Below are 26,223 nucleotides of genomic sequence, written 5' to 3'. Positions count from 1 at the left end.
GGAGTCATCCCTCGGCCCTGGCCCTTGCGATCACGCTCGCATGCGCCTGCGTGATCGTTTCACCGACCTCGATCAGGGCCGCTTTCGCGCCACGCGGATCGGCCCAGATGAAGTCGCCGACCAGGACGAAATCCGCTCCGGCCGCGGCGAACGCCTCGGCCTCCTCACGCGAGGTGGCGAAGCCGACGCAGGGCGGCTCGAACAATTCGTCCCACCATTCCAGCCGCTCGGCGATGGCCTCGGCGGACGGGCGCTGCCCTTTGGCATCGGGTTCGCCGAACAGCACGTAGTCGGCACCGGCTTCGCCCGCAGCCATGGAATCGTGACGCGTCGCAAGCCCGCCGACACCGACGATGCGGTCCGGCTTCAGCGACGGTGCCGCGTCTTCCATCGCCGCGATGCCGCTCAGATGCGCGCCGTCGGCGCCACCGCGGGCCACCAGCTCGGGATGGCCGTCGATCAACAGCGCTGCGCCGGCGTTCTGGATCGCAGGCGCCAACGCCTTGATCCGCGAGATCATGGTGCGCTGGTCAGTCTCGTTGAGCCGCACCAGGACCGCGGCGATGTCGGCTGCGGCCAGCAGATCGGGAAGCTCCGCCACAAGTTGCGCGGGTTCGTCGACGGGCAGCGTCGCGAGATAGAGGCGCGGCGCCGGCCGCGGCGGAACGGGCTTTGTGGCCAACTATGCCGCCTGTTTCTCGAGGCCGGCGTCCCACTTGCCGGTGCTCGCCAGTCCGTTCATCCGGGCGCGATGCGAGAAGGCCTGCTGGCCCGCGGGGACATTGCCGGCCTTGCCGGACCACGCCTTCTGCGGCGCCGCTTGCAGCGCGCGGCCATAGGAGAAGGTCAGCGGCCAGGGCAGGTTGCCGATCTTGTTCATGGCGTCGAGATGCGCGGTCGCTTCCTCGTCGCTCTGACCGCCGGAGAGGAAGGCGATGCCCGGCACGGCAGCCGGCACGCAGCTCTTGAGCAGGCGGACCGTCTTCTCAGCGACTTCCGCGACGGAGGCCTGCTTCGCGCACTTCTTGCCCGAGATCGCCATGTTCGGCTTCAGGATCATGCCTTCGAGCGCGACGCGCTGTACCCGCAATTCCTGGAACGTCTTGTTCAGCACCCGCTGTGTCACATCGTAACAACGGTCGATGTCGTTATCGCCGTCCATCAGCACTTCAGGTTCGACGATCGGCACGATCTGTGCGGCCTGGCACAGCGCGGCGTAGCGCGCCAGCGCGTGAGCGTTGACGCGGATCGCGGTCATCGATGGGATTCCCCGGCCGTCAGTGCCGCTGCCGATATCGATCACCGCGCGCCATTTCGCGAAGCGCGCGCCGCGCTCGTAATATTTCTTCAGCCGTTCGGCGAGCTTGTCGAGGCCGACGGTGACGAGTTCGCCGGGGCAGGCGGGCAGCGGCTGGGTGCCTTCATCGACCTTGATGCCGGGGATGGCGCCGGCTTGCTCGATCAGCTTGACCAGCGGCGTGCCGTCCTTGGCGTTCTGCCAGATCGTCTCGTCGTAGAGGATGACGCCGGAGATGTATTTGCTCATCGCTTCCTGCGAGCGGAACAGCATCTCGCGATAGTCGCGGCGGTTCTCCTCGGTCGACTCCACCTTGATGGCGTCGAACCGCTTCTTGATGGTGCCTGAGGATTCGTCGGCAGCGAGGATGCCCTTGCCCGGGGTGACCATGGCGCGGGCGACTTTGTTGAGGTCAGCAAGATTCATCGAGACGTCCTCCGGAGCGCATGCCTTTGCAAACCAAAATAGGCGGTTCTCGGGCAATTGCCTAGAAAACGTTCGTCGCGGGCCGCGGTTGCAGCGGGGCCGCCGCGGGGGACACCGGCTCCGACTGTGTCAGAACCGGTATCCCGAGTTAATGTTTGTCAGGCGATCTTGTGATCAGGCGATCTTGGGGTTGAGCTGACCCGAGGCGTAGCGCTTGGCCATTTCCGCCGTGGTCAGCACCTTCTTGAACTTGCTGGCCTGGCCCGCGGTATTGAACTCCTGCAGCCGCTGCTTGCACAGCTTGGTCATCGCCTCCATGGCGGGCTTCAGGTACTTGCGCGGATCGAACTCTTCCGGATGGTCCTTCAGAACCTTGCGGATCTGACCGGTCATCGCCATCCGGTTGTCGGTGTCGATGTTGATCTTGCGTACGCCGTTCTTGATGCCGTGCTGAATTTCGGCGACCGGCACGCCCCAGGTCGGCTTCATCTTGCCGCCATTGGCGTTGATGACGTCCTGCAGGTCCTGCGGCACCGACGAGGAACCATGCATCACCAGATGCATGTTCGGCAGCTTGCGGTGGATCTCCTCGATCACATTCATGGCGAGGATGTCGCCGTCGGGCTTGCGGGTGAACTTGTAGGCGCCGTGCGAGGTGCCCATCGCGATCGCCAGCGCGTCGACCTTGGTCTCCTTGACGAACTTCACGGCCTCGTCGGGATTGGTGAGCAGCTGGTCATGCGACAGCTTGCCTTCGGCGCCATGGCCGTCTTCCTTGTCGCCCATGCCGGTCTCGAGCGAGCCGAGCACGCCGAGCTCGCCTTCCACCGAGATGCCGCCGAGATGGGCCATGTTGGTCACGGTCCTGGTGACGCCGACATTGTAGTCCCAGTCGCCCGGCGTCTTGCCGTCGGCCTTCAGCGAGCCGTCCATCATGACGGAGGTGAAGCCGGCCTGGATCGCGGTCATGCAAGTGGCTGGCTCGTTGCCGTGGTCGAGATGCACGCAGACCGGAATCTGCGGATAGATCTCGGTGACGGCGTCCATCATGTGCTTGAGCATGACGTCGTTGGCATAGGAGCGCGCGCCGCGCGAAGCCTGGATGATGACGGGGGCATCGACTTCGGAGGCTGCGGCCATGATCGACAGGGCCTGCTCCATATTGTTTATGTTGAACGCCGGAACGCCATAATCATGCTCGGCCGCGTGGTCGAGCAGTTGCCGCAACGTAATGCGAGCCATTCAGTCTTCTCCCTGTATTGCAGCGCTTTCGCGCGTGAACCCCGGTGAATCAGCCCTTCTTCAGAACTTCGACGCCGGGTAGCGGCTTGCCTTCCATCCACTCAAGAAACGCGCCGCCCGCGGTCGAGACGTAGGAAAAATCCCCGGCGACGCCAGCCTGGTTCAGCGCCGCGACGGTGTCGCCGCCGCCGGCGACCGAGATCAGCTTCTTGGTCTTGGTCCGTTCGGCGGCATGTTTCGCCGACACCACGGTGCCGCGATCGAACGGCGTCAGCTCGAAGGCGCCGAGCGGTCCGTTCCAGACCAGCGTTGCCGCATCGTCGATCGTGGCATGGATGCGCGCGATCGATTGCGGGCCGACGTCGAGGATCATGCCGTCGGCCGGAATCGCGTCGAGCCCGTAGGCATGCGACGGCGCATTGGCCGCGAACTGGCTGGCGACCACGGCGTCCACTGGCAGAATGATCGCGCAGTTCGAGGCGTTGGCCTTGTCCAGGATCTTGAGCGCGGTCGCAGCGAGATCCTTCTCGGCCAGCGACTTGCCGACGGGGACACCCTGCGCGTGCAGGAAGGTGTTGGCCATGCCGCCGCCGATCACCAGCGCGTCGACCTTGGTCACCAGGTTTTCGAGAAGATCGATCTTGGTCGACACCTTGGCGCCGCCGATGATCGCGATGACAGGCTTGGTCGGGGCGTCCAGCGCCTTGCCGAGCGCATCGAGTTCGGCCTGCATGGTGCGTCCGGCATAGGCCGGCAGCTTGTGGCCGACGCCTTCGGTCGAGGCATGCGCGCGGTGCGCGGCCGAGAAGGCGTCGTTGACCCAGATGTCGCCGAGCTTTGCCAGCTCCGTGACGAAGCCGGCGTCGTTCTTTTCCTCTTCCTTGTGGAAGCGCGTGTTCTCGAGGCACAGGATATCGCCATCCCTGAGCGCTGCGACCGCCGTGGCGGCGGGCTCACCGATGCAGTCTTCGGCGAAAGCGACGGGACGCTTGATGACCTTCGACAATTCTTCGGCGACCGGCTTGAGCGACTCCTTGGGATCGCGTCCCTTGGGGCGGCCGAAATGGGCGAGCAGGATCACCTTGCCGCCCTTGTCGGAGATCTCGGTGATGGTGGGCGCGACGCGCTCGAGCCGGGTGGCGTCGGTGACGCGGCCATTTTCCATGGGGACGTTGAGGTCGACGCGCAACAGCACGCGTTTGCCCTTCACGTCGACGTCGTCGAGAGTGCGGAATGATTTTGTCACGGAGCGTTTCCTAACGTCATGGCAGGGCATAGCCGTCCAAGGCACGGCATCACTTCGCTTTGCCAAGTCCCGGCCATCCATCCATGTCTTGAAATGCGGGGCCAAAGACGTGGATGCCCGGCACAAGGCCGGGCATGACGGATAGTCGGGCTTACAGCAGCTTCCCGATCGCGACGGCGGTGTCGGCCATGCGGTTGGAGAAGCCCCACTCGTTGTCGTACCACGACATCACGCGCACCAGCGTGCCGTTCTGCACCTTGGTCTGGTCCATGTGGAAGGTCGACGAGTGCGGATCGTGGTTGAAGTCGATCGAGACGTTCGGCGCGGTGGTGTAGCCGAGGATGCCCTTGAGCTGCTGCTCGGAGGCGCGCTTCATCGCCTCGTTGATTTCCTTGGCATCGGTTGCGCGCGTCGCGACGATCTTGAGGTCGACCACCGAGACGTTCGGGGTCGGGACGCGGATCGCGACGCCGTCGAGCTTGCCCTTCAACTCCGGCAGCACCAGGCCTATCGCCTTCGCCGCACCGGTCGAGGTCGGGATCATCGACATCGCCGCCGCCCGGCCGCGATAGAGGTCCTTGTGCAGGGTGTCCAAGGTCGGCTGGTCGCCGGTGTAGGCGTGGATCGTGGTCATGAATCCGGTCTCGATGCCGACCGTGTCGTTCAGCACCTTGGCGACCGGGGCCAGGCAGTTGGTGGTGCAGGAGCCGTTCGAGATCACCATGTGGTCCTTGGTCAGCGTCTCGTGGTTGACGCCGTAGACGATGGTGGCGTCGGCGCCGTCAGCAGGGGCCGAGACCAGGACGCGCTTGGCGCCGGCTGTGAGGTGCGCGGAGGCCTTGTCCTTCGCGGTGAAGATGCCGGTGCATTCCAGCGCGACATCGACGCCGAGCGCCTTCCACGGCAGCTTGGAGGGATCGCGCTCTGCGGAGACCTTGATCTTGCTGTCGCCGACGCTGATGGTGTCACCATCGACGGTCACGGTGCCGGGGAAACGGCCGTGCACGGAGTCGAAGCGCAGCAGGTGTGCATTGGTCTCGACCGGGCCGAGGTCGTTGATGCCGACCACCTCGATGTCCTTGCGGCCGGACTCGGCGATGGCGCGCAACACATTGCGGCCGATGCGGCCAAACCCGTTGATCGCGACGCGGATTGCCATGCTCGTCTCTCCTCTAAAGCTGGTGCCAGCCCCGCGGGAGGGCTCCCACGAGGGTTTTACGGCGGAACGCCCGGTTCAGCCGGGCGCGGACGGAAAAGATGGAGCTTTGGTAATCCTTTTTTGCGGCAAGCTCAACCTTCGGCCGGCGGGTGTCTGGCCAGCGTCAGACGCGCTTCAACGCAGCGTTAACGACGGCCTCAGAAGTAATGCCGAAGTGCTTGAAAAGGTCCTTCGCCGGGCCGCTGGCCCCAAATCCGTGCATGCCCACGAATTCACCATCATGGCCGATCACGGCATCCCAGCCCCAGCGCACGGCGGCCTCGATCGCGATCTTGACCGGAGCGTTGCCGATAATGGCGTTTTGCCGCTCGGCGGGCTGCGCCAGCAGCAATTCCAGCGAGGGCACCGAGACGACCCGCGTCGCGATGCCGCGCCCGGCGAGCTGCTTCTGCGCCTCGACCGCGAGCTGGACCTCGGAACCGGAGGCGAACAATGACACTTTTGCGTCACCCTGCGCCGCCACCAGCTCATAGGCGCCGTGGCTGCAGGGATTGTCGTTCGGCGCGGTGGTGCGGAGCTGCGGCAGATTTTGGCGGGTCAGCGCCAGCACCGTCGGACCGTCGATGCGGTTGAGCGCCAGTTCCCAGCACTCGGCGGTCTCAACCGCGTCGCAGGGACGGAACACGCGCATGTTGGGCATCGCGCGCAGCGCCGAGAGATGCTCGACCGGCTGGTGAGTCGGGCCGTCCTCGCCGAGGCCGATCGAGTCATGGGTCATGACATAGACGACGCCGGTGCCCATCAGCGCCGACAGCCGCATCGCGGGGCGCGCATAGTCGGTGAAGACCAGGAAGGTGGCGCCATTCGGTGCGAAGCCGCCATGCAGGAAGATGCCGTTCAGGCACGCCGCCATGCCGTGCTCACGGATGCCGTAATGGATGAAGCGGCCCTTCGGCGTCTTGGCAGCGAACGCCACCGCCGACTTCGCCTTGTTGTTGTTGGAGCCGGTGAGGTCGGCGGAGCCGGCCACGAACTCCATCGGCATCGCGGCAGCGATCACCTCGATCGCGGCTTCCGACGATTTGCGGGTCGCGACATTGAGCGGATTTTCCAACAGCGCCTTCTTGTGCGCGCGCAGCGCCTTCGCCAGCGACTGCGGGCGCTCGTGACGTATGCGGCGCTCGAACTCGGCGCGCTTGCGGCTGCCGAGCTGGGCGAACTGCTCATCCCATGCCTTGTGCGCTTCCGCACCGCGGCTGCCGGCCTCGCGCCAGGCCTTCAGCACATCATCGGGCACCGAGAACGGCTCGAGCGAGATGCCGAGATTTTCCTTGGCCGCCTTCAACTCATCGGCGCCGAGCGCCTCGCCATGCGCCTTGGCGGTGCCGGCCTTGTGCGGCGCGCCGTAGCCGATCGTGGTCTTGCAGGCGATCAGCGACGGCTTGTTCGACTTCTGCGCGCGGGCGATCGCGGCGGCGATCGCCTTCGGATCCTGGCCGTCGATCAACTCCGCAGCCCAGCCGGCCGACTTGAAACGCTTCACCTGGTCGACGGAGTCGGAGATCGAGGTCGGACCGTCGATCGAGATGCCGTTGTCGTCGTACAGCACGATCATCTTGTTGAGCCGCCAGTGGCCGGCCAGCGCAATTGCTTCCTGCGAGATGCCTTCCATCAGGTCGCCGTCGGAGGCGAGCACATAGGTGTGGTGGTTGACGATCTTCTTGCCGAACTCGGCGGCGAGCATCTTCTCGGCCAGCGCCATGCCGACCGCGGTTGCAATGCCCTGACCGAGCGGGCCGGTGGTGGTCTCGATGCCCTTGGTGTGGAAATTCTCGGGGTGTCCCGGCGTCAGCGATCCGAGCTGGCGGAAATGCTTGAGCTGGTCGAGCGTCATGTCCTTGTTGCCGGTGAGGTACAGCAAGGCATAGAGCAGCATCGAGCCGTGGCCGGCCGACAGCACGAAGCGGTCGCGGTCGGGCCAGGCCGTATCAGCCGCATCGAATTTCAGGAATTGGGTGAACAGCACCGTGGCCATGTCGGCCGCACCCATCGGCAGGCCGGGATGGCCGGAATTGGCCTTCTCGACAGCGTCCATGGCAAGGCCACGGATCGCATTGGCCATACGGGTGTGATCGACCTGCGTCATGATGAAAAATCCGCCTGGAATGAGGAGTTGGTTGCGAGACGCATCGGGGCGGGCAGCCGCGACACGCGCGTGATGGCCTTACGGGGTTGAGGGTGGATTAGCACCTCAATTCCCCAAGTCCAAGGCGATCAAACACCCCAAAACGGGGAAAAGTTGCTCAAAACCGGCCATATTGATTGTTCGGTGCATAGTTCTGCGCCGACATTGCGCCGGCCTCGCTCACCACGTAAATTTCGTCTCCTAAGCGCTTGCCGATACGCCGGTTTTGCCGTGCGGCAGGCTTATCTTGAGCAGGCTATCCCAGCCACCTTACTTGAAGGGTCTGCGCCGCGTGTCATGAGTGATCGTCCCGCCAACGGGTCTGGCAATACCGAGGCACCACTTGCCGATATCGATGCCGCGACCAAGCGGCTGATGTCGGCGCTCGATGCGCTGGAGAGCTCGGTGGAGCGGCGGCGCGAGGCCGATCGCGACGAGAACGAGCTGGCCAGCCGGATCCAGGCGCTCGGCGCCGATCGCTCGAGGCTCGCCGACGAGCTCGACGGATCGCTGGTCAAGACGCGCAAGCTCGAACGCGCCAATCGCGAGATCGCGGAAAAGCTCGACGCGGCGATCGGCACCATCCGCGCCGTGCTGGAGAGCGGAGAGACGAGATGAGCCACATCAACGTCACCATCAATGGCCGGCAATACCGCATGGCCTGCGAGGAGGGCCAGGAGGTGCGGCTGCTGAAGCTCGCCGAGAGCCTGGAGCAGCGCATCGAATCGCTGCGCGGCAAGTTCGGCGAGATCGGCGATGCACGGCTGACGGTGATGGCGGCGCTCACGGCCTGTGACGAGCTGGTCGACTCAGCCTCTCGCATCCGCAGTCTCGAGGAAGAGGTCGAGCAGCTCCGCAGCGCACGCGTTGCCGCGGCCGACCGCGCCCGCGCGACCCAGGTTGCCGTCTGCAATGCGCTCAATGCCGCGGCCGAACGGATCGAGCGCACCACGCAGGTGCTCAACCGCACCGTCGGCGGCGGCATCGCGATCGGCTGATCCCGGTCATCTCGGCGAAGGCCAGGACGTGAGTTGTCTTGCCGCTGGCGGAATAACCACTTCATAGCTACATTGGCCTTTGCGAAGCTGCGTCGTGCGTCAGGAGCCATATATCCCCGGGGCCTTATCGATCCTTTAGGGAACTGTCCCTGGCCGGGTCCGTGGACCCGGACATATGGTGCCCACCTACTTTCGTAGGGAACTCCGGGATCGAGCGCTCCAACGGCCTCTGCGGCTTCGCACTCCAAAGCGCGATGGGATCATCGCGCTTTGGCGTTGTGAGCCTCCGGAGAATTGCTTCATATTTTTCCGGATCATGCTTTGAGTATCTGCTGTTTCCTGGTCGTCGCGCTGCGGCGGTTTGATCGAGTGGCAGTGCTTGCTCCGCCGATGCGGAGTATCCGGTGAGCCGCGGCCTGGCCGTAAGATTGCACGCGTCTCTGGAATTCTGGATCGTCCGCCGTCACGGACGATAACAGTGGAAGATGGTCATGCATGCATCTCCATCGAAGGCCGAACTCCGGGCCCTGGCGCTGGCCAAGCGCGATGCGCTGAGCGACGCGCAGCGCAGCGACGCCGCCGAGGCGCTGGCCAAACGCGGTGCGCCGTTCGACATCACGCAAGGCATGATCGTATCGGGCTATGCGCCGATCCGCAGCGAGATCGATCCGACGCCGCTGATGCTGAAGCTTGCGGCCAAGGGCGGGCGGCTTGCGCTGCCCTGCATCAATGCGCGCGGCCAGTCGCTGACCTTTCGCGCCTGGTCACCTCATGAAAAGCTGATGTTGGGGCCGCTCGGCATCCCCGAGCCGTCGCCGGCCGCGGCCGAAGTGCATCCTGACGTGATGCTGGTGCCGCTTGCGGCCTTCGACAAGCTTGGCCACCGTATCGGCTATGGCGCCGGGTATTACGACTATACCTTCGCGCATCTGCGCAAGGTCAAGCATGTGATCGGCGTTGGATTGGCCTTCGCCGCGCAGGAAACCAAGGCGATTCCAGCGTTGTCGCACGACGTTCCGCTGGATTATGTGTTAACGGAGCGCAAGACGTTCGATTTCCGGAGTGCCTAGCATTGCGTATTCTCTTCGTCGGTGACGTCGTCGGCAGGACCGGCCGCACCGCCATCACCGACCACCTTCCCGGCATGATCAGGGACTGGTCGCTCGATCTCGTCATCGTCAATGGTGAGAACTCCGCCGGCGGCTTCGGCATCACCGAGGCGATCTACCACGAGTTGCTCGACGCCGGCGCCGATGCGATCACGCTCGGCAACCACGCCTGGAATCAGAAGGAGGCGCTGGTCTTCATCGAGCGCGCGCCGCGGCTGATCCGTCCGCTGAATTTTCCGCGCCACTCGCCCGGCCGCGGTGCCGCGCTGGTCGACACCAAGAACGGCAAGCGCGCGCTCGTCATCAATGCGATCGGCCGCGTGTTCATGGAGCCGTCCAATAACGATCCGTTTGCCGCGATCGAGCGTGAGCTCGAAGCCTGTCCATTGCGCGAGGGTGCTGATGCCATCGTGGTCGATTTCCACGGCGAAGCGACCAGCGAGAAGCAGGGCATGGGATTCTTCTGCGATGGCCGCGCCAGCCTCGTGGTCGGTACCCACACCCATGTGCCGACCGCCGATCACCAGGTGCTGCCCAATGGCACCGCCTATATGAGCGACGCCGGCATGACCGGCGACTATGATTCGGTGATCGGCATGCAGAAGGAGGAGCCGCTGCAGCGCTTCCTCACCGGTATTCCGTCTGCCCGCTTCGAGCCGGCGTCGGGAGTGGCGACGCTGAGCGGCGTTGCGGTCGAGACCGACGATGCGACGGGGCTCGCCGTGAAGATCGCGCCGGTGCGGGCCGGCGGGAGACTTTCGCCCGCGGTACCGGGGTTCTGGGTGAAGTGAATGCTGCGTCATTCGGGGCGCGAGCTGCGATCTGCCCCCGTCATTGCGAGCGAAGCAAAGCAATCCATTGCGCGGCAAGCGTCGATATGGATTGCTTCGTCGCTTCAGCGCAAAATTGCTTTGCAATTTTGTCGCGAGCTCCTCGCAATGACGGCGGCAACTGTCAGCTCTGCCGGAAGCCCATGCGGAATGCGCCCCAGTGGCGGCCGCGGACGAATATCGGCGATGACAGGTCCTTCATCAGCACGAAATTGCCGCCGCCCATGTCGCGACGGTAGGTCTGCAGCAGGAACGGTTTGGTGCTGCCTGCGACCTTCTTCACCGCGCGGTCGTTGAACAGGCGGCGGTTGCGGCAATTGGCGTTGTTCCAGACCGGATCGGAGCCCTGCGGCAGGCGATAGTTCGGATTGTGGGTCGGCAGATAGCCGCCTCTTGCCCAGGCGACGCAGAATACGATGCGCGGGTCGCTCTTCTGCAGCGGGTCCTGGATCGCGGGCAGCACGCGATCGGTGAAGCTGACGTAGTCGGTCAGATATTGTTTCGGATTGGTGCCTGATATTTCGCGGTAGGTCTCGTCCGTCAATTGCGCGAGCGTGATTTCGCCGCGTGCGACGGCGTTCTCGAACAGGTCGGAGATTTGCTTCGCCGTCTCGATCACGCAGCGGATCAACGGCGCATCCGCGGTCTCAACGCCGCTGTCGGCGATAGTCACGATCAGGCTTTCGGAGATATCGAGCAGTTTCGCCACCCGCTCGTCGGCGTGCTTGAGATCGCGCGAGGAGAGATCGACGCCCTTGGCAAGTTCGTTCAGCTCCGCGATCACGGTGTCGCAATGACCCAGATTGGAGGTCGCGGCGCGCGCGACGCTGCCGATCTCGGCGCCCACCGATGAAAACCCCTCTTGCACGCGCATGATGATGCCGGAGATCTGCTGGGCGCCTTCGCCGGCGCTCTTCGCGCGCAGCGAAGCGTCGCTGCTCTCGCCGATCAGGCTGCCGATCTGGCCGTCGAGATCGCGCACGGTGTCGGAAATCTGATGCGTCGCCTGGCGGGTCGCTTCCGCAAGGTTCTTCACCTCGCTCGCGACGACGGCAAAGCCGCGGCCGGCGGTGCCGGCGCGCGCGGCCTCGATCGTGGCGTTGAGTGCAAGCAGGTTGGTTTGCTTCGCGATCGCCTCGATCGAACCGGAGACCTTGGCGACCTGGCTCAGCGCGGAGCCGACGGCGGCAAGCCGCGTCTCGATCCGTGCGACCGCCGCGACCAGTTCCGAGATGTGACCGACCGCCGTCTCGATTGCGTTGCGCGACTCCGCGATCTGGCCGACCGCGGCGGATGCGGTCGATTGCACCGCCTGCGATGCATTGGCGATGTCGTGATTGGCCGACACCATCGTCTCGGCTGTCTTCTGCAGGTGGTGGAACCGCTCCGACTGGTTGGTGACGCGGTTGGCGACCTCCTGGACGTTGCCGGCGATGTCGGCAAGTTCCACACCGAGGCCGCCGATACGGTCGGCGAGCTGGTCGACGAGCCGTTCGGCCAGCGTCCGGCTGGATGACGTGTCCAGAACTGCGAGCTGAGCTGCCGACATTTTCGAGCGTCCTTCCGTGTGAGCGGGCCGTCGACCCGCCGCGGCATTCCCGTCCTGACCTAAAGCGTGATTCGCGCTTTCGGTCTTGCCTGAGCGTGCACTCGCGCTTGTCGTGACTACAAGAAATCCGATCAAAGCTTGTAGGCGGTGCGGAAACCTCCCCAGTGCCGGCCGCGCACCCGGATCGGCACGTCGATCTCGCGCATCATCACGGTGGTGCCGTTGCCCATGTCGCGCGCATAGGTCTGGATCAGATAGGCGCGCTGGTTGCGGCCGGCGGCGAGCCCCGCCGGATCGTTGAAGATGCGGCGGTTGCGGCAATTGGCGGTGTTGTAGGCGACGTCGCCCGGCCGCTGCGGATGCGAGTAGAGCTTGTTGTGAACCGGCAGGTAGCCGTTCTGGTCGATCGCGACGCAGAACGCCATCCGCGCGTCCTTGGCGAGGAACGCCTCCTGGAACGTGGGCAGCGCGCGTTCCGCCCAATCGAGCATTCTGGTGCGGTGCTGCACCGGATTGGTGCCTGGTATCTCGACATAGTCGGTGTCGAACAGGTCTTCGATCGTGATTGCGCCGCTCGCGATGGCGTTCTCGAATATCCGGGTCAGCGCGCCGCCGGCTTCCATCGCACGGGTGACGAACTCGGTGTTCTCCTCGTGGATCGCCCACATCCTGTCTTCAATCTTTCCGCGCAAGCTCGCGTCTGCCGCCTCGAACCGCGCCTGCGCGCCGGCCTTGGAGCGCTCGCCGATCTTGACCCGGCAGGGCCCGATGTCCTGCAGCGTCGCGCTCAGGCTCTCATGGGCGGGTAGCTTGTCGGCCTCCGGCCCGCCGATCAGGATGCCGTCCATCGCGAGCTCGTAGACCGGCGCGGTGATCGTGCCGCGGGCGGCCTTGATCTCGATTGTGAGGCTGCAGGGCAGGCGCTCGGTCTTGCGGTGATCGTCGCGCTCGTTCTGCCTCAGCAGCACCGCGCAGCGCGCCTTCAGCTTCTGGGCGAAGGCGGTCACGGCCTTGCCGGCCCTGGCGACGTCGTCGCCATGCGCCTCGGCCTGCCGCGTCGCGCTGTCGATCTCGCCGGCGCTGGTGCCGACCGAGACGATGAAATGAGAGGCGGACGCCGCGTTCTGGCCCATCTCGCCGGTGATCTGGTTCTGCTCGGCGACCGCGCCGTTGACGTTCTCGAACACGGGGCGGATTGCCTCGATCGCCTGCGAGATGCGATGCACGGCGTCGGCCGACCCGGTCGCGTCCTTCTGCAAGGCCTCGATCTTCTTCGTGATCTCCTCGGTGGCGCTCTGGGTCTGCACCGCGAGCGCCTTCACCTCGGTTGCAACCACTGCAAAGCCCTTGCCCGCGGCGCCGGCGCGCGCCGCCTCGATCGTCGAGTTGAGCGCGAGCAGCGTGGTCTGGCGCGCGATCTGCGCGATCAGATTGACGACGTTGCCGATTGCGGCCGAGGATTCGCGGAGGCGATCGACATTGGTGGTGGCCTCGCGCGCGGCGGCTGCGGCGTCGTCAGCCAGCATGCTGGCGCTGCGCACCTGCTGGCCGATGCCTTCGGCCGAATGGGTGAACCGGTCGGCGGCTTCCGAAAATGTCGTCGCAGTGCTCTGTGCGGCGCTGCTGCGGCCGGTCAGGGCGTCGGTGCGGGCGCGGATGGTCGCGAGCGTTGCGGCCGTCGCATCAGCGCCGTCGGCCACCGAACCCGCGGCGCGCTCGAGCTGGCGGATCATGCCGCCAAGCTCCAGTTCCAGCAGTTCCAGGATTTCCCTCGCCGAATCGCTCTCAGTCGAGGTGGCAGCTTCCGGGGTGACCGGAACCTTTGACTCTGCGGCAGGTGCGACCGGCTCCGGCCCTCGCCTGCGAAACAAACCGAACGCCATGGGGGACTCTTCGGAGTTGGGAAGGAACGGCCCATCCTCTCACCCGGGCATGAAGTCATGGTTAACAAGTGCCTCATATTCCGGCATGCGGTAGTATGTGCGACGGAACGTCTCGCCGATCTTTGATTTTGGCCGGTGAGGGGCCTATAAGGCCGCGTTTTCCACCCAACCTGACCTAAGCTTTCAAGAGACGACGCATGGCCGGCCATTCCCAATTCAAGAACATCATGCACCGGAAGGGCCGGCAGGATGCCCAGAAGTCCAAGCTTTTCGGCAAGCTGGCCCGCGAAATCACCGTGGCGGCCAAGCTCGGCACCCCCGATCCGGCGATGAATCCGCGTCTGCGCGCTGCCGTGGTCGCAGCCCGCGCCGAGAACATGCCGAAGGACAATATCGAGCGTGCCATCAAGAAGGCGGCCGGTAGCGACGGCGAGAACTATGACGAGATCCGCTACGAGGGTTACGGCCCCGGCGGTGTCGCCGTGATCGTCGAGGCGCTGACCGACAACCGCAACCGCGCCGCCTCCGACATCCGCTCCTTCTTCACCAAATCCGGCGGCAATCTCGGCGAAACCGGCTCGGTCGCCTTCATGTTCGACCACACCGGCATCATCGAATATGACGCCAGCGCCGCGTCCGACGATGCCATGCTGGATGCCGCGATCGAAGCGGGCGCCGACGACGTGGTCTCGAGCGAAAGCGGCCATGAGGTCTACGCTTCGCAGGACACCTTCCGCGAAGTCGCCAAGGCGCTGGAGGCGAAGTTCGGCGAGCCGCGCAAGGCGGCACTGACCTGGAAGCCGCAAAATACTGTTTCGGTCGACGACGAGACCGGCGAAAAGCTCTTGAAGCTGATGGACCTGCTCAACGAGCACGACGACGTGCAGAACGTGTACGCCAATTTCGAGGTGTCCGACGCGCTGATCGCGAAGATGGGCGGCTAGTTGCCTGCTGTCATTGCCGGGCTCGACCCGGCAATCCATCGCTCAAAAGAACCTCTTTGATTGATGGATGCGCGGGTCAGGCCCGCGCATGACGACCTTCGGGTGTCGCGCTTTCGCGGGGATGACCAGCGGGGGACACTCCGTTTGTGTTTCGTTCTCTCGGCGCAGGCAGTATCACTACGCCATGACATCGCAGCCGATTCGCTCCCCCGTCCGCATCATTGGCATCGATCCGGGTCTCCGCCGTACCGGCTGGGGCGTGATCGAGACCGAGGGCAACCGGCTGGTTTACATCGCCTGCGGCTCGGTCGAGCCGCCGGACAAGCTGCCGCTGGCGAGCCGTCTGCTCGCGATCCATGAGGGGCTCGCCGCCGTGCTCGGTGATTACAAGCCGGCCGAGGCAGCCGTGGAGCAGACCTTCGTCAACAAGGACGGCGCCGCCACGCTGAAGCTGGGGCAGGCGCGCGGCGTCGCCATGCTGGCGCCCGCAATGTTCGGTATTTCGATTGCGGAATATGCGCCGAACCAGGTCAAGAAGACCGTGGTCGGCGCCGGGCATGCCGAGAAGAACCAGATCCAGGTGATGCTAAAGATACTGTTGCCGAAAGCCGAGCCGCCGTCCGCCGACGCGGCCGATGCGCTCGCGATCGCGATCACGCACGCGCATCACCGCCAGAGCGCGGCGCTGCGGCTCAAGGTGGCGAACCTATGATCGGCGGAAACCCGCCGCCGTCATGCCCGGCCTTGTGCCGGGCATCCACGTTTTTTCTTCGCGGCGTCGAAGACGTGGATGGCCGGGACAAGCCCGGCCATGACGAGAGAGAGGTATCTGCCGCGCCGGGGTGGTCACTATGATCGGCAAGCTCAAGGGCCTGATCGATTCCTATGGCGAGGACTATGTGATCCTCGACGTCGGCGGGGTCGGCTACCAGGTGCATTGCGCCAGCCGCACGCTGCAGGCGCTGCCGTCGCCGGGCGGCGCGGCGGTGCTGTCGATCGAGACCTACGTCCGCGAGGACCAGATCAAGCTGTTCGGCTTCCGCACCGATCATGAGCGCGAATGGTTTCGCCTGCTGCAGACCGTGCAGGGCGTCGGCGCCAAGGTCGCGCTCGCGGTGCTTGGCACGCTGCCGCCGACCGACCTCGCAAATGCCATCGCGCTGCGCGACAAGGCGGCAGTCGCCCGCACGCCGGGGGTCGGGCCGAAGGTCGCCGAGCGCATCGTCAGCGAATTGAAGGACAAGGCGCCGGGCTTTGCCGATGTCGATCCGGCCGTGGTGCATCTTTCGGGCGCGATAGACAACAACCGCGCGCCGCGTCCCGTGACGGACGCGATCTCGGCGCTGGTCAATCTCGGCTACGGCCAGCCGCAGGCCGCCGCCGCGATCGCCGCCGCCTCGCGCAGCGCGGGTGAGAAGGCGGAGACGGCGCAACTGATCCGGCTGGGCCTGAAGGAATTGTCGAAGTGAGTTGTGTGTCGAAACCGGTCCTTTCTTTACCTCTCCCCGCTTGCGGGGAGAGGTTGGATTGCATCGCAGATGCAATCCGGGTGAGGGGGTACAGGTCTGAACGCACGTCTCGCTCGCGGATGCAGCCCCTCACCCCAACCCTCTTAGAGCGGGCTTCGCTCGTCTCGCCCCCGCAAGGGCAGGGAGAGGGAGAACAACGCTCTCGTGCTGGTTTTGCGTCATGAACACGCCCTCCCGCATCGTTACGCCCGAACGTCGCTCCGATGATGTCGGCGACACTGCGCTGCGTCCGCAGTCGCTGACTGAGTTCGTCGGCCAGGCGCAGGCGCGCAAGAATCTCTCGATCTTCATCGAGGCGGCCAAGAAGCGCGGCGAGGCGCTGGATCACGTGCTGTTTGTCGGGCCGCCGGGTCTCGGCAAGACCACGCTGGCGCAGATTGTCGCGCGCGAGCTCGGCGTCGGTTTTCGCGCGACGTCGGGGCCGGTGATTGCCAAGGCCGGCGATCTCGCGGCGCTGCTCACCAATCTCGAAGAGCGCGACGTGCTGTTCATCGACGAGATCCATCGCCTCAGCCCCGCGGTGGAAGAGGTGCTCTATCCGGCGATGGAGGATTTTCAGCTCGACCTGATCATCGGCGAGGGGCCGGCGGCGCGCTCGGTGAAGATCGAGCTGTCGAAATTCACGCTGGTCGGCGCGACGACGCGCGCGGGCCTGCTCACCAATCCGCTGCGCGATCGCTTCGGCATTCCGATCCGGCTGAACTTCTACACCGAGGAGGAACTGGAGAAGATCGTCACCCGCGGCGCCCGCGTGCTCAACATCGGCATGAGCCCCGACGGCGCCAACGAGATCGCGCGGCGCGCCCGCGGCACGCCGCGCATCGCCGGCCGCCTGCTGCGGCGGGNCGGGTCAGGGACTTTGCTTCCGCGGCGGATGCCGATTCCGTCGACCGCGGCATCGCCGATCGCGCGCTGAGCGCGCTCGAAGTCGACAGCGCCGGCCTCGATGCGATGGACCGCCGCTATCTCACGACGATCGCGATGAACTATGGCGGCGGCCCGGTCGGCGTCGAGACCATGGCCGCGGCGCTGTCGGAGCCGCGCGACGCGATCGAGGACATCATCGAGCCCTATCTGATCCAGTGCGGCTATCTGCAGCGCACCCCGCGCGGCCGTCTCTTGACCTCGCACGCCTTCCGTCACCTCGGCCTTGCCGAGCCCAACCGCGATGCGGCGCAGTTCGGCCTGTTCGGCGGCAATGGCGACGAGGACTGATCCGCTCGCGTGTTTGCGAGCGAAGCGGGCAGCGATTCGCGTGAGGGAAGCGCGATCCCGGAGCTTCGGTTAGGAATAGCCCTTCACGAAGTCGATGAATTGCTCGTTCTCCAACGCGAGACCTTGCGCGAATTGCAGCGCCGCCGCGTTGGTGAATCCGCCAAAGCTGATCAGATAGCAGGCGAAGGCGGCCGACGCCCGGTCGCCGGATGAACAATGCAGCAGGCCCGGTGGGGTCCACTCATTCAGCGCTCGCGCAATCGCATGCCCCTGATGGTTGAACTGGGCCTGCGACATCGCAATGTGCGGCAGCGGAATGTTGCCGTAGGCGACGCCGTTGAGAATGAGTTGATCGGTTTCGGTCAGGTCGAACGGCACCAGCGGAGAGATGTATTCGGCGGGGTCGCGTACCGACAGCACCGACTCGATGCCGGCCTGCGCGATCGCCTGATACGGGCTCGCGCCAGGCCAGATGTAGATCGGCTGCGACGTGACGTAGAAGGTCTTCAATCCGGTCAATTTGAAACAGACATCATGCGCGACCGGCAGCGTGCATTTCGTGACGGCAAAGTGGAAGGGCACGACAATATCCTTGCAGGTGAACCGAGAAAGACAATACCTGTAGTTGCAATTTGCCGCCAGCATCATCCGGCCTTTGCTGGCGGGGATTGCCGTTGCGCTCTCGAAGACGTGAAAAGACGTGTTGGTGCAGCGCATGGCGTTGCCCGGTAACCCTAAGGGGTAACCATTGGGTCGTGGCTGCAGGTCTTCTGCACAAACGCGGCCCAATTTCGCTTCAATCAACGGGCCTATGCTCGACCAGGCATCATTGATCGCACGTCCCATGATTTCACGTCGCCAGCTTCTTCGTTCCGTCGGCGGATTGAGCGCCGCGGGCGTCTCTACAGCTGCCTATGGCGTCAGCGAGCCCGTCGTCCGGCTCACGCTGACGCGCTACGATTTGTCGCCCCGGCAGTGGCCGGCGGATTTTCCGCTCAAGATCGCCGTGCTCGCCGACATCCATGCCTGCGATCCCTGGATGTCGCTCGATCGCATATCGGAGATCGTCGACCGCACCAACGCGCTGAACGCGGATATCGTGGTCATGCTCGGCGACTATGTCGCGGGGCTTCGTCACGTCACGCGCTTCATCCCGGCATCCGAATGGGCCGCGGTGCTCAAAGGCCTCAAGGCGCCGCTCGGCGTGCACGCCATCCTCGGCAATCACGATTATTGGGAAGACAAGACTGTGCAGCGCCTGGGGAAGGGCATCCCGGTCGCGCGCCGGGCACTGGAGCGGGCGGGCATTCCCGTCTACGAGAACGACGCGGTGCGCCTCACCAAGGACGGCCGTCCGTTCTGGCTCGCCGGCCTCGGCGACCAACTCGCCTATCTGCCGGCGCGGCGCTATCGCCGCATGGCGCATGTCGGCATCGACGATCTCGGCGCCACGCTCGATAAGGTGACCGATGATGCGCCGGTGATCCTGCTCGCGCACGAGCCCGATATCGCTCTCCGCGTGCCCTCGCGCGTCGCGCTGCAACTGTCCGGCCACACCCATGGCGGCCAGATCCGGCTGCTCGGCTGGTCGCCCGCAGTGCCCGTGAAGCACGGCATGCGGCTCGCCTACGGTCATCTCAAGCTGAAGACCGACGTCATCGTCTCCGGCGGGCTCGGCTGCAGCATCATGCCGTTCCGCCTCGGCGTTCCCCCGGAGATCGTGCAGGTGACGCTCGGTGCAAAGGGGCCGGTGGTCTCCTGACCACGCTTGCGCGGCCGCGCGATTTTGCGCACAACGACCACAGATGTAGCGCAATCGGGGCCGCAAGTGACCTATCCTCATATCGACGGCGCGATCCGCGACGGTCGCCACCATATGCAGGTCCGCGTCTATTACGAGGACACGGATTTCTCCGGCATCGTCTATCACGCCAACTATCTGCGCTTCATGGAGCGCGGGCGTACCAACCATCTGCGCCTGATGGGCGCCGAGCAGCAGGCGCTGTTCGAGGAGGCGCAGGACGAGACCGGAGGTTTTGCCTTCGTGGTGCGCTCGATGACGCTCGATTTCCTCAAGCCAGCGCGGATGGACGACATCCTCGACGTCGTCACCTGGCCGATCGCGGTGAAGGGCGCGTCCATCATGCTGGCGCAGGAGGTCAAGCGCGGGGATGACGTGCTTGTGAAAGCCCAGGTCCGCGTCGCCTTCATCAGCGGCGGCCGCGCGCAGCCGATTCCAAAGGCCATTCGCGCGCTGATGAAGGCCGATATGGTCTAGCTATCGGCCGATAGGCGCCGGGCCATCGACTCTCAGTGTCGGCGCACTAGATTTGCGCCTGATAACAACCGAAAGGGATCGCCGATGTCACGCCCGCCGCTGCCGCCTTTCACCCGTGCAACCGCCGCGCAGAAGGCGCGCATGGCGGAGGATGCCTGGAATTCGCGCGACCCAGCGCGCGTTGCGCTCGCCTATACCGAGGACAGCCGCTGGCGCAACCGCTCCGAGGTGTTCGAAGGCCGCGAGGCGATCGTGGCCTTCCTGACCCGCAAATGGGAAAGGGAGCGTGAGTATCGCCTGATCAAGGATCTCTGGGCGTTCGACGGCAACCGCATCGCAGTGCGCTTCCAGTACGAATGGCACGATGCCGGCGGCAACTGGTTTCGTTCCTACGGCAACGAGCAGTGGGAGTTCGACGAGCACGGCCTGATGCGCCGCCGCGAAGCCTCGATCAACGACATCGCGATACCAGAGAAGGACCGCCGCTTTCACTGGCCCGCGCCCGGCGCGCGGCCGGCCGATGTGCCGGGATTGGGTGACAGTCCGTTCTGATCGGCTCGTAGCCCGAATGGAGCGAAGCGAAATCCGGGACAGTCTCTCCTGCGGCTGAATCTTTCCCCGGATTGCGCGGCGCTCCATCCGCGCCACGGGATCTGTGTTTACCTCGCCCCCGCTTGCGGGGAGAGGTCGGATCGCATCGCACGACGCGATCCGGGTGAGGGGTACAGGTCCAACCTCGCTCATCACTTGTGGAAGCAGCCCCTCACCCCAACCCTCTAAGAGCGAGCTTCGCTCGTCTCGACCCCGTAAGAACGGGGAGAGGGAGCGCAGCGTGGCTTACGCCGCGGCCCTCTCCCTGGCCTTCTCGGCCTTGTAGAGCTCGAACTCCTCCGCGATCGCCTTCGCGACCGAGGGCCGCGTGCGCAGGCGCTCGGAATAGGCCTTCAGCGCCGGCCACTTCGCGAGCTCGATCGGCGGGGTCGCCATGGTCCAGTTGATGACGGTGACGAGATAGGCGTCTGCGACGCTGAAATGGTCGAGCACATAGTCGCGGCCCTTCAGGTGATCCTCGAGGTAGTCGAGCCGCGAGACGTATTTCTCCAGCGCGTAGCTCTTGGCCTCCGGCGGGGCCTTCTTGTCGAGCAGCGGCAGGAACAGGCCCTTGTGCAGTTCGGTGCCGATGAAGCACAGCCATTGGTGCAGCTTTGAGCGCTCGGCACTCGATGCCGTGCCGATGCCGGCCTGCGGGAAGCGGTCCGCGACATATTGCAGGATCGCCGCGTTCTCGGTCAGCACCACGCCGTCATCGGTGCGCAGCGTCGGCACCAGCCCGAGCGGATTGACCTTGTTGAAGTCGGAACCATCGCTCCGCACCTGCTTTGTTCTCGGATCGACCTCGAGATAATTGGCCGGCTGGCCGGCTTCGTACAGCGCGACGCGGGTCGCCATCGAACAGGCGAGCGGCGAGAAATAAAGATCCATTGGTGCCTCCTTGGGGTGCGTGGCGCGGGTGGTCCCGGCCGATATTGATTTTTGTACTGTCTCGAATAATATCGGGATGGTCAAGGAATTTAATTGCGAAATGGTACAAAAAAATAGGAAGCCGCCATCTGCTGCCAAAATCGATGCGCCGGGTGCGCCGAAGCGGCGCGGTCGGCCGCGCGCCTATGTGCCCGACGTCGCGCTCGGCAAGGCGCTCGATCTGTTCAGGCGTGACGGTTTCGCCGCGACCTCGCTCGATGATCTAAGCGCCGCCACCGGCATGAACCGGCCGAGCCTCTATGGCGCGTTCGGCGACAAGCGCGAGCTCTACATCAAGAGCTATCAGCGCTATCGCGACGAGGCGCGTGCGGCGATGGTCGACATCTTCCGCGCCGAGGCGCCCCTGCGGGAGCGGCTTGCGCGCATCTATGCGATCGCGCTCGACATCTATCTTTCCGGCGACACCGGCCCGCGCGGCTGCTTCACGGTGATGACCGCGGGCTCCGAAGCGGTGTCCGATCCCGATATCCGTGCCATGGTGGTGGAGGGGCTGACCGAACTCGACAAGGCGTTTTCGATCTGCTTCCGCCTCGCGAAGGAGCGCGGCGAATTGCCTGACAGTGCTGACGGCACTGCTCTGGCGCACCTCGCTTCCGCCACCATCCACACCATCGCGATCCGCGCGCGCGCCCGCGTGCCGCGCAAGGAGCTCGAGGCGATCGTGAATGGCGCCCTCGACGTGATATGCGCGGCCAGATAGCCGCCGCGAAATTTCGCCGGCGTCAAATGTCGGCCGCTGGCATCCCCGGCCGTCTTCCGTAAGGTGCCCTCATTCACGGAAGCGGAACATCATGGGAAAAGTCAGGACTTCAGCGTTCACGGTCTCGATCGACGGCTTTGGTGCCGCTCCGCGTCAGAGCCTCGAACATCCATTCGGCGAAGGCGGGCTGGCGCTGCCCGCCAGCTGGTTCTTCGAGACGCGGACGTTCCGCGAAATGTTTGGCCCGGGCGGCGGGACCACCGGGCTCGACGACGAGATCGCGCGCAAGTCGATGGAGAACATCGGGGCCTGGATCCTCGGGCGGAACATGTTCGGTCCGATCCGCGGACCGTGGCCGGATCACTCATGGAAGGGCTGGTGGGGCGACAACCCGCCGTACCACACGCCGGTATTCGTGCTGACCCATCATGTGCGGCCTGACCTCGAGATGGAAGGCGGCACGACCTTCCACTTCGTGAACGAAGGGGTCGAGGCCACGCTGGAGCGGGCGCGGGCGGTGGCGCAGGGCAAGGACATCAGGGTCGGCGGCGGTGTGTCGGTCGTGCGCCAGTTCCTGCAGGCGCGTCTGCTCGACGAACTCAACCTGGTCTTGCCGCCGGTCGTGCTCGGGCAGGGTGAGAGCCTGTTCTCGGGGCTCGACCTGCCGAAGCTGGGTTATGTCGTTGACTCGCATGTCGCGAGCCCGAACGCGACGCACGTCACCTTTGTGCGCAAGCCGTCGTAGGTCGGCGGACCTTAGTCACGCCGAGACAGGTTTCTCCGCTTCGTCATTGCGAGCGCAGCGAAGCAATCCATCGTGCCGCAAGTGGAGACATGGATTGCTTCGTCGCTTCGCTCCTCGCAATGACGTTCCGGGCCTAATACCCCCGCTTGCGGTCGACGAGGTTCTCCAGCGCCTGGCCGGCCTCGAAACGCGCGATCTGCTGCGCGACGTATTTCGAGATCTCGTCGGCGTCGGTGTCGGCGGCATTGTGCGGCGTCAGCACCACTTTCGGGTGGCTCCAGAACGGGCTCGCCTCCGGCAGCGGCTCGGTCTCGTAGACGTCGAGCGAGGCCGCGCCCAGCGTGCCGTCGTCGAGCGCGCGCAGGATGTCGGCCTCGTTCTGCAGGCCGCCGCGGCCGGCATTGATGATGACGGGCGCGCCGAGCAGGCTCTCGCGGTTCAGCTTCGCGAACACGTCGCGATTGAGCACGTGCCGCGTCTCCGGCGTCAGCGGCAGCAGGCAGACCAGGATGTTGGTTTGGCGCAGGAATGCGTCGAGCCCGTCGGCGCCGTGGAAGCAGGCGATGCCGTCGATCCGCTTCTCGTTGCGGCTCCAGCCGACCACCCGGAAGCCCAGCGCCCGCAAAGCATGCGCCGAGGCGGCGCCGAGCGTGCCGAGCCCCATGATGCCGACGGTGAGCGCGCCCGCCGCCCATTGGTACTTCGGCGCCCAGCGCTTCGCCCGCTGCGACTCGCGCAGATACAATTCCTGCCGGTGGTGCATCAGCACATGCAGCACGACATATTCGGTCATGCGGTCGGTGAGGTCGCCGACCGCGACGCGCACCAGCGGCACGTCGGGCAGCGAGTGATCGGCCATCAGCGCATCGACGCCGGCGCCGAGATTGAAGATGATGCGCAGATTGGCGAAGGCGGCCAAGTCGCCGGGCTTCGGTTTCCACACTGCTGCATAGTGCACCTCGGCGGGGTCGAGCGCCGGGTCCGGCAGCAGCACCACACGGCGGTCGGGGCAGACCTCCTCGAACCGCGCCTTCCAGCGCGGAGGCGACCAGTTTTGCTGGTTGCTGTTCACCAGCAGCGCGAGCGCGCCCTTACCCATCCAGATACCTCCAAAACCAACGTGATCCACATCACAGAGCGGACCGAACCGCGCTCCCAGTCTCCTGCCATCAACCGGGGAGAACTTCCATGCGCAAACTGATCCTGATCTCCGCCGTGACGCTCGCCTCGGCCCAGGCCGGCCAGAGCCGCGGCCTCGTGCTCGCGGTCAATGACACGCCAGCTGCTGCGGCGGCGGCGACCGCGCCGGCTACTCAGCCGCCGCAGGCACCTCAACCGCCGCAGGCCACCCAGGCTCAACCCGACCAGGCGCCGCCGGTCCAGACCCGGGCTGCGCAGATACCGGACGGTGAAGCCGACCTACTCCTACCGCCGGGAGAGCGACGAGGCGAAGGCGCGCCGGATCGCCGCGCGCTACGGCACCTATTGGTAGCCGCAATGCCGTCTTGATCGACAGTGATCCCATCGGGCCGTAGGCGTCAGAACCTGCGAGCAAAATTTCTTTCGTTCCGCTGTCGGGGGCGGGCATAATCGTTCGTTCTTGAAATGAACGGAGATGCCCTTTCGATGCTGTACGCCATCCTCTGCTACCACGATGAAGACATGGTGGGTTCCTGGAGCAAGGAACACGACGCCAGCGTCATGCAGAAACTGTCCGTCGTGCAGGACAAGCTTGCCAAGCAGGGTCGGCTCGGCCCGGTGGCGCGCCTGCTGCCGACCACGGCTGCAACCACGCTGCGCAAGGACGATCCGCCTTTGGTGCTCGATGGCCCGTTCGCCGAGACCAAGGAGCAGCTGCTGGGCTTTTACATCGTCGACTGCAAGAACCTCGATGAGGTGCTCGACGTCGCCCGCGACCTCGGCAAGGCCAATCCCGGTGGCACCTATGAGATCCGCCCCGTCGGGGTCTTCAACCCGGGGAGCGTCAAGCCATGACCGATACCGCCTGGATCGATGCCGCGCTGACGTCCGCGCGCCCCCAGGCGGTCGGTGCACTGCTGCGCTATTTCCGCAACCTCGATACGGCCGAGGAGGCGTTCCAGAACGCCTGCCTGCGGGCGCTGAAGAGCTGGCCGCAGAACGGCCCGCCGCGCGATCCCGCGGCGTGGCTGATCATGGTCGGCCGCAACGTCGCGATCGACGAGGTTCGCCGCAACAAGAAGCAGGAGCCGCTGCCGGATGACGACCAGGCGATCTCCGACCTCGACGATGCCGAGGACGAGATCGCCGAGCGGCTCGACGGCTCGCATTATCGCGACGACATCCTGCGGCTCCTGTTCATCTGCTGCCACAAGGACCTGCCGGCGACGCAGCAGATCGCGCTCGCGCTGCGCATCGTCTCCGGCCTTACCGTAAAGCGGATCGCGCGCGCCTTCCTGGTCAGCGAGGCGGCGATGGAGCAGCGCATCACGCGGGCGAAGGCGCGCGTCGCCGACGCCAAGGTCGCATTCGAGACGCCGGGCGCCGTCGAGCGCAGCGNGCCTCGGTCGCTGCGATGATCTACCTGATCTTCAACGAGGGCTATTCGGCGGGCGGCGACACCGCCGACGTCCGCTCTCCCCTGTGCGAGGAGGCGATCCGCCTCGCCCGCCTGCTGCTCCGCCTGTTCCAGAGCGAGCCGGAGATCATGGGGCTGACGGCGCTGCTGTTGCTGCAGCACGCCCGCGCCGCCGCGCGATTCGATGCGGACGGCCAGGTGATCCTGCTCGACGACCAGGATCGCAACCGCTGGAATAAGGAGCTGATTGCCGAGGGGCTGGCGCTGATCGACAAGGCGATGCGGCACCGCCGGAGCGGGCCGTATCAGGTGCAGGCCGCGATTGCAGCACTGCATGCCCGCGCGGCGAAGCCAGAGGATACCGACTGGACGCAGATCGATCTGCTCTATGGCGCGCTCGAGCTCATGCAGCCGTCGCCGGTGGTGACGCTGAACCGCGCGGTCGCCGTCTCGAAGGTGAGGGGCGCCGAAGCCGCCCTTGGCATGATCGAGCCGCTGGCGCCGCGGCTCTCCAACTACTTCCATTATTTCGGCGTGCGCGGCGCATTTCTGATGCAGCTCGGCCGCAACGACGAGGCACGCGTCGCCTTCGACCGCGCCATCGCGCTTGCCAACACCACCGCGGAAGCCGCCCACATCCGCATGCATATCGACCGCCTGATGCGCGACAGCCAGCCGCGCAACAAGAAGGCGAAGTAGTCGCCGAACATCTCTCATCCGTCATGCCCGCGCTTGTCCCGGGCATCTACGTCTTTGCTTTCGGGGACTAGGAAGACGTGGATGGCCGGG

27 protein-coding genes, 1 other RNA gene and 2 pseudogenes are annotated in these 26,223 nt (G+C 65.2%); 19 read left to right on the top strand and 11 right to left on the bottom strand.

The window, feature by feature from the left end:
• Positions 1-4: 4 nt before the first annotated feature.
• From AS156_RS21750 to tkt, 6 genes are all read right to left on the bottom strand, one after another.
• The gene (locus tag AS156_RS21750) at positions 5-682 is read right to left on the bottom strand and encodes a thiamine phosphate synthase (RefSeq protein ID WP_066508522.1); all 678 of its coding nucleotides are present in this window, start codon (positions 680-682) and stop codon (positions 5-7) included.
• A complete protein-coding gene (locus AS156_RS21745; RefSeq protein WP_066508519.1) occupies positions 683-1,723 on the bottom strand; it encodes a class I fructose-bisphosphate aldolase in 1,041 nt (346 codons plus the stop codon).
• A gap of 174 nt (positions 1,724-1,897) precedes the next feature.
• Entirely contained in the window at positions 1,898-2,965 is a 1,068-nt protein-coding gene (gene fba, locus AS156_RS21740; protein WP_066508517.1) for a class II fructose-bisphosphate aldolase, read from the bottom strand.
• 49 nt (positions 2,966-3,014) lie between these two features.
• Positions 3,015-4,211 carry a phosphoglycerate kinase gene (locus AS156_RS21735; RefSeq protein WP_066508515.1) on the bottom strand — a complete coding sequence of 399 codons (1,197 nt, stop codon included), beginning with the start codon at positions 4,209-4,211 and terminating at the stop codon, positions 3,015-3,017.
• A gap of 151 nt (positions 4,212-4,362) precedes the next feature.
• The gene (gap, locus tag AS156_RS21730) at positions 4,363-5,370 is read right to left on the bottom strand and encodes a type I glyceraldehyde-3-phosphate dehydrogenase (protein ID WP_066508512.1); all 1,008 of its coding nucleotides are present in this window, start codon (positions 5,368-5,370) and stop codon (positions 4,363-4,365) included.
• A 163-nt stretch (positions 5,371-5,533) separates the two neighbouring features.
• Entirely contained in the window at positions 5,534-7,516 is a 1,983-nt protein-coding gene (gene tkt / locus AS156_RS21725; RefSeq protein WP_066508507.1) for a transketolase, read from the bottom strand.
• Positions 7,517-7,852: 336 nt separating this feature from the next.
• Between tkt and AS156_RS21720 the strand changes: the two genes are divergently transcribed.
• From AS156_RS21720 to AS156_RS21700, 5 genes are all read left to right on the top strand, one after another.
• Positions 7,853-8,173 (top strand): DUF4164 domain-containing protein, encoded by a 321-nt coding sequence (locus AS156_RS21720; RefSeq protein ID WP_066508505.1) that lies wholly within the window; start codon positions 7,853-7,855, stop codon positions 8,171-8,173.
• On the top strand, positions 8,170-8,553 hold the full coding sequence (locus AS156_RS21715) for a cell division protein ZapA (protein ID WP_066508503.1): 384 nt from the start codon (positions 8,170-8,172) through the stop codon (positions 8,551-8,553). Before AS156_RS21720 ends, AS156_RS21715 begins: the two co-directional genes overlap by 4 nt.
• An 81-nt stretch (positions 8,554-8,634) precedes the next feature.
• Positions 8,635-8,795, top strand: a non-coding RNA gene (gene ssrS / locus AS156_RS21710) — 6S RNA.
• Positions 8,796-9,044: 249 nt separating this feature from the next.
• Positions 9,045-9,623, top strand: a complete 579-nt coding sequence (locus tag AS156_RS21705; RefSeq protein WP_066508619.1) for a 5-formyltetrahydrofolate cyclo-ligase — start codon at positions 9,045-9,047, stop codon at positions 9,621-9,623.
• Between the two features lie 2 nt (positions 9,624-9,625).
• A complete protein-coding gene (locus tag AS156_RS21700; RefSeq protein WP_066508499.1) occupies positions 9,626-10,453 on the top strand; it encodes a TIGR00282 family metallophosphoesterase in 828 nt (275 codons plus the stop codon).
• 163 nt (positions 10,454-10,616) lie between these two features.
• Here AS156_RS21700 and AS156_RS21695 read toward each other — a convergent pair whose 3' ends face one another.
• Together AS156_RS21695 and AS156_RS21690 are read right to left on the bottom strand one after the other, a co-directional pair.
• Positions 10,617-12,041 carry a methyl-accepting chemotaxis protein gene (locus AS156_RS21695; protein WP_066508497.1) on the bottom strand — a complete coding sequence of 475 codons (1,425 nt, stop codon included), beginning with the start codon at positions 12,039-12,041 and terminating at the stop codon, positions 10,617-10,619.
• A gap of 131 nt (positions 12,042-12,172) precedes the next feature.
• Positions 12,173-13,924, bottom strand: a complete 1,752-nt coding sequence (locus AS156_RS21690; protein WP_066508495.1) for a methyl-accepting chemotaxis protein — start codon at positions 13,922-13,924, stop codon at positions 12,173-12,175.
• Positions 13,925-14,121: 197 nt separating this feature from the next.
• Here AS156_RS21690 and AS156_RS21685 point away from each other — a divergent pair, with 197 nt between their 5' ends.
• The 5 genes and pseudogenes from AS156_RS21685 to AS156_RS44710 form a co-directional block, all read left to right on the top strand.
• Entirely contained in the window at positions 14,122-14,868 is a 747-nt protein-coding gene (locus AS156_RS21685; RefSeq protein ID WP_066508493.1) for a YebC/PmpR family DNA-binding transcriptional regulator, read from the top strand.
• A gap of 184 nt (positions 14,869-15,052) precedes the next feature.
• Positions 15,053-15,580, top strand: a complete 528-nt coding sequence (gene ruvC / locus AS156_RS21680; protein WP_066508491.1) for a crossover junction endodeoxyribonuclease RuvC — start codon at positions 15,053-15,055, stop codon at positions 15,578-15,580.
• 139 nt (positions 15,581-15,719) lie between these two features.
• The gene (gene ruvA / locus AS156_RS21675; protein ID WP_066508489.1) at positions 15,720-16,337 is read left to right on the top strand and encodes a Holliday junction branch migration protein RuvA; all 618 of its coding nucleotides are present in this window, start codon (positions 15,720-15,722) and stop codon (positions 16,335-16,337) included.
• 220 nt (positions 16,338-16,557) lie between these two features.
• Positions 16,558-17,242 (top strand): annotated as a pseudogene (ruvB, locus tag AS156_RS44715) (Holliday junction branch migration DNA helicase RuvB); the annotation flags it as partial.
• Between the two features lies 1 nt (position 17,243).
• Positions 17,244-17,612, top strand: a 369-nt coding sequence (locus AS156_RS44710; RefSeq protein WP_283807938.1) for a Holliday junction DNA helicase RuvB C-terminal domain-containing protein, incomplete at its 5' end; no start/stop codon positions are given.
• A 69-nt stretch (positions 17,613-17,681) separates the two neighbouring features.
• Here AS156_RS44710 and AS156_RS21665 read toward each other — a convergent pair.
• Positions 17,682-18,194, bottom strand: a complete 513-nt coding sequence (locus tag AS156_RS21665) for a protein-tyrosine phosphatase family protein (protein WP_136626364.1) — start codon at positions 18,192-18,194, stop codon at positions 17,682-17,684.
• A 262-nt stretch (positions 18,195-18,456) separates the two neighbouring features.
• Here AS156_RS21665 and AS156_RS21660 point away from each other — a divergent pair, with 262 nt between their 5' ends.
• The 3 genes from AS156_RS21660 to AS156_RS21650 all read left to right on the top strand — a co-directional run bounded on the left by AS156_RS21660 (position 18,457) and on the right by AS156_RS21650 (position 20,442).
• Entirely contained in the window at positions 18,457-19,374 is a 918-nt protein-coding gene (locus AS156_RS21660) for a metallophosphoesterase (RefSeq protein WP_066508618.1), read from the top strand.
• Between the two features lie 66 nt (positions 19,375-19,440).
• Positions 19,441-19,890 carry a tol-pal system-associated acyl-CoA thioesterase gene (gene ybgC, locus AS156_RS21655; RefSeq protein WP_245312997.1) on the top strand — a complete coding sequence of 150 codons (450 nt, stop codon included), beginning with the start codon at positions 19,441-19,443 and terminating at the stop codon, positions 19,888-19,890.
• A gap of 84 nt (positions 19,891-19,974) precedes the next feature.
• The gene (locus AS156_RS21650) at positions 19,975-20,442 is read left to right on the top strand and encodes a nuclear transport factor 2 family protein (protein WP_066508487.1); all 468 of its coding nucleotides are present in this window, start codon (positions 19,975-19,977) and stop codon (positions 20,440-20,442) included.
• Positions 20,443-20,727: 285 nt separating this feature from the next.
• Here the strand turns inward: AS156_RS21650 and AS156_RS21645 are convergent, their stop codons facing one another.
• On the bottom strand, positions 20,728-21,372 hold the full coding sequence (locus AS156_RS21645; RefSeq protein ID WP_066508485.1) for a glutathione binding-like protein: 645 nt from the start codon (positions 21,370-21,372) through the stop codon (positions 20,728-20,730).
• 100 nt (positions 21,373-21,472) lie between these two features.
• Between AS156_RS21645 and AS156_RS21640 the strand changes: the two genes are divergently transcribed.
• Entirely contained in the window at positions 21,473-22,132 is a 660-nt protein-coding gene (locus AS156_RS21640) for a TetR/AcrR family transcriptional regulator (RefSeq protein WP_066508615.1), read from the top strand.
• Positions 22,133-22,223: 91 nt separating this feature from the next.
• The gene (locus AS156_RS21635; RefSeq protein WP_066508483.1) at positions 22,224-22,877 is read left to right on the top strand and encodes a dihydrofolate reductase family protein; all 654 of its coding nucleotides are present in this window, start codon (positions 22,224-22,226) and stop codon (positions 22,875-22,877) included.
• A gap of 133 nt (positions 22,878-23,010) precedes the next feature.
• Here the strand turns inward: AS156_RS21635 and AS156_RS21630 are convergent, their stop codons facing one another.
• A complete protein-coding gene (locus AS156_RS21630) occupies positions 23,011-23,976 on the bottom strand; it encodes a 2-hydroxyacid dehydrogenase (protein ID WP_066508481.1) in 966 nt (321 codons plus the stop codon).
• Positions 23,977-24,065: 89 nt separating this feature from the next.
• Here AS156_RS21630 and AS156_RS21625 point away from each other — a divergent pair, with 89 nt between their 5' ends.
• The 4 genes and pseudogenes from AS156_RS21625 to AS156_RS44700 all read left to right on the top strand — a co-directional run.
• Positions 24,066-24,386, top strand: coding sequence for a hypothetical protein (locus tag AS156_RS21625; protein ID WP_066508479.1), 321 nt, complete (start codon positions 24,066-24,068; stop codon positions 24,384-24,386).
• A 117-nt stretch (positions 24,387-24,503) separates the two neighbouring features.
• Positions 24,504-24,872 (top strand): YciI family protein, encoded by a 369-nt coding sequence (locus AS156_RS21620; RefSeq protein WP_066508612.1) that lies wholly within the window; start codon positions 24,504-24,506, stop codon positions 24,870-24,872.
• Positions 24,869-25,415: pseudogene (locus AS156_RS44705) on the top strand (sigma-70 family RNA polymerase sigma factor); the annotation flags it as partial. The gene AS156_RS21620 and the pseudogene AS156_RS44705, both read left to right, overlap by 4 nt.
• Before the next feature lies 1 nt (position 25,416).
• Positions 25,417-26,133: RNA polymerase sigma factor (locus AS156_RS44700; protein ID WP_347336641.1), on the top strand; the 717-nt coding region annotated here is incomplete at its 5' end.
• Positions 26,134-26,223 lie beyond the last annotated feature (90 nt).

The sequence above is a fragment of the Bradyrhizobium macuxiense genome (assembly GCF_001542415.1).
In the GTDB taxonomy this organism is placed as follows: domain Bacteria; phylum Pseudomonadota; class Alphaproteobacteria; order Rhizobiales; family Xanthobacteraceae; genus Bradyrhizobium; species Bradyrhizobium macuxiense.
This window is presented reverse-complemented; position numbering and strand designations above follow the sequence as displayed.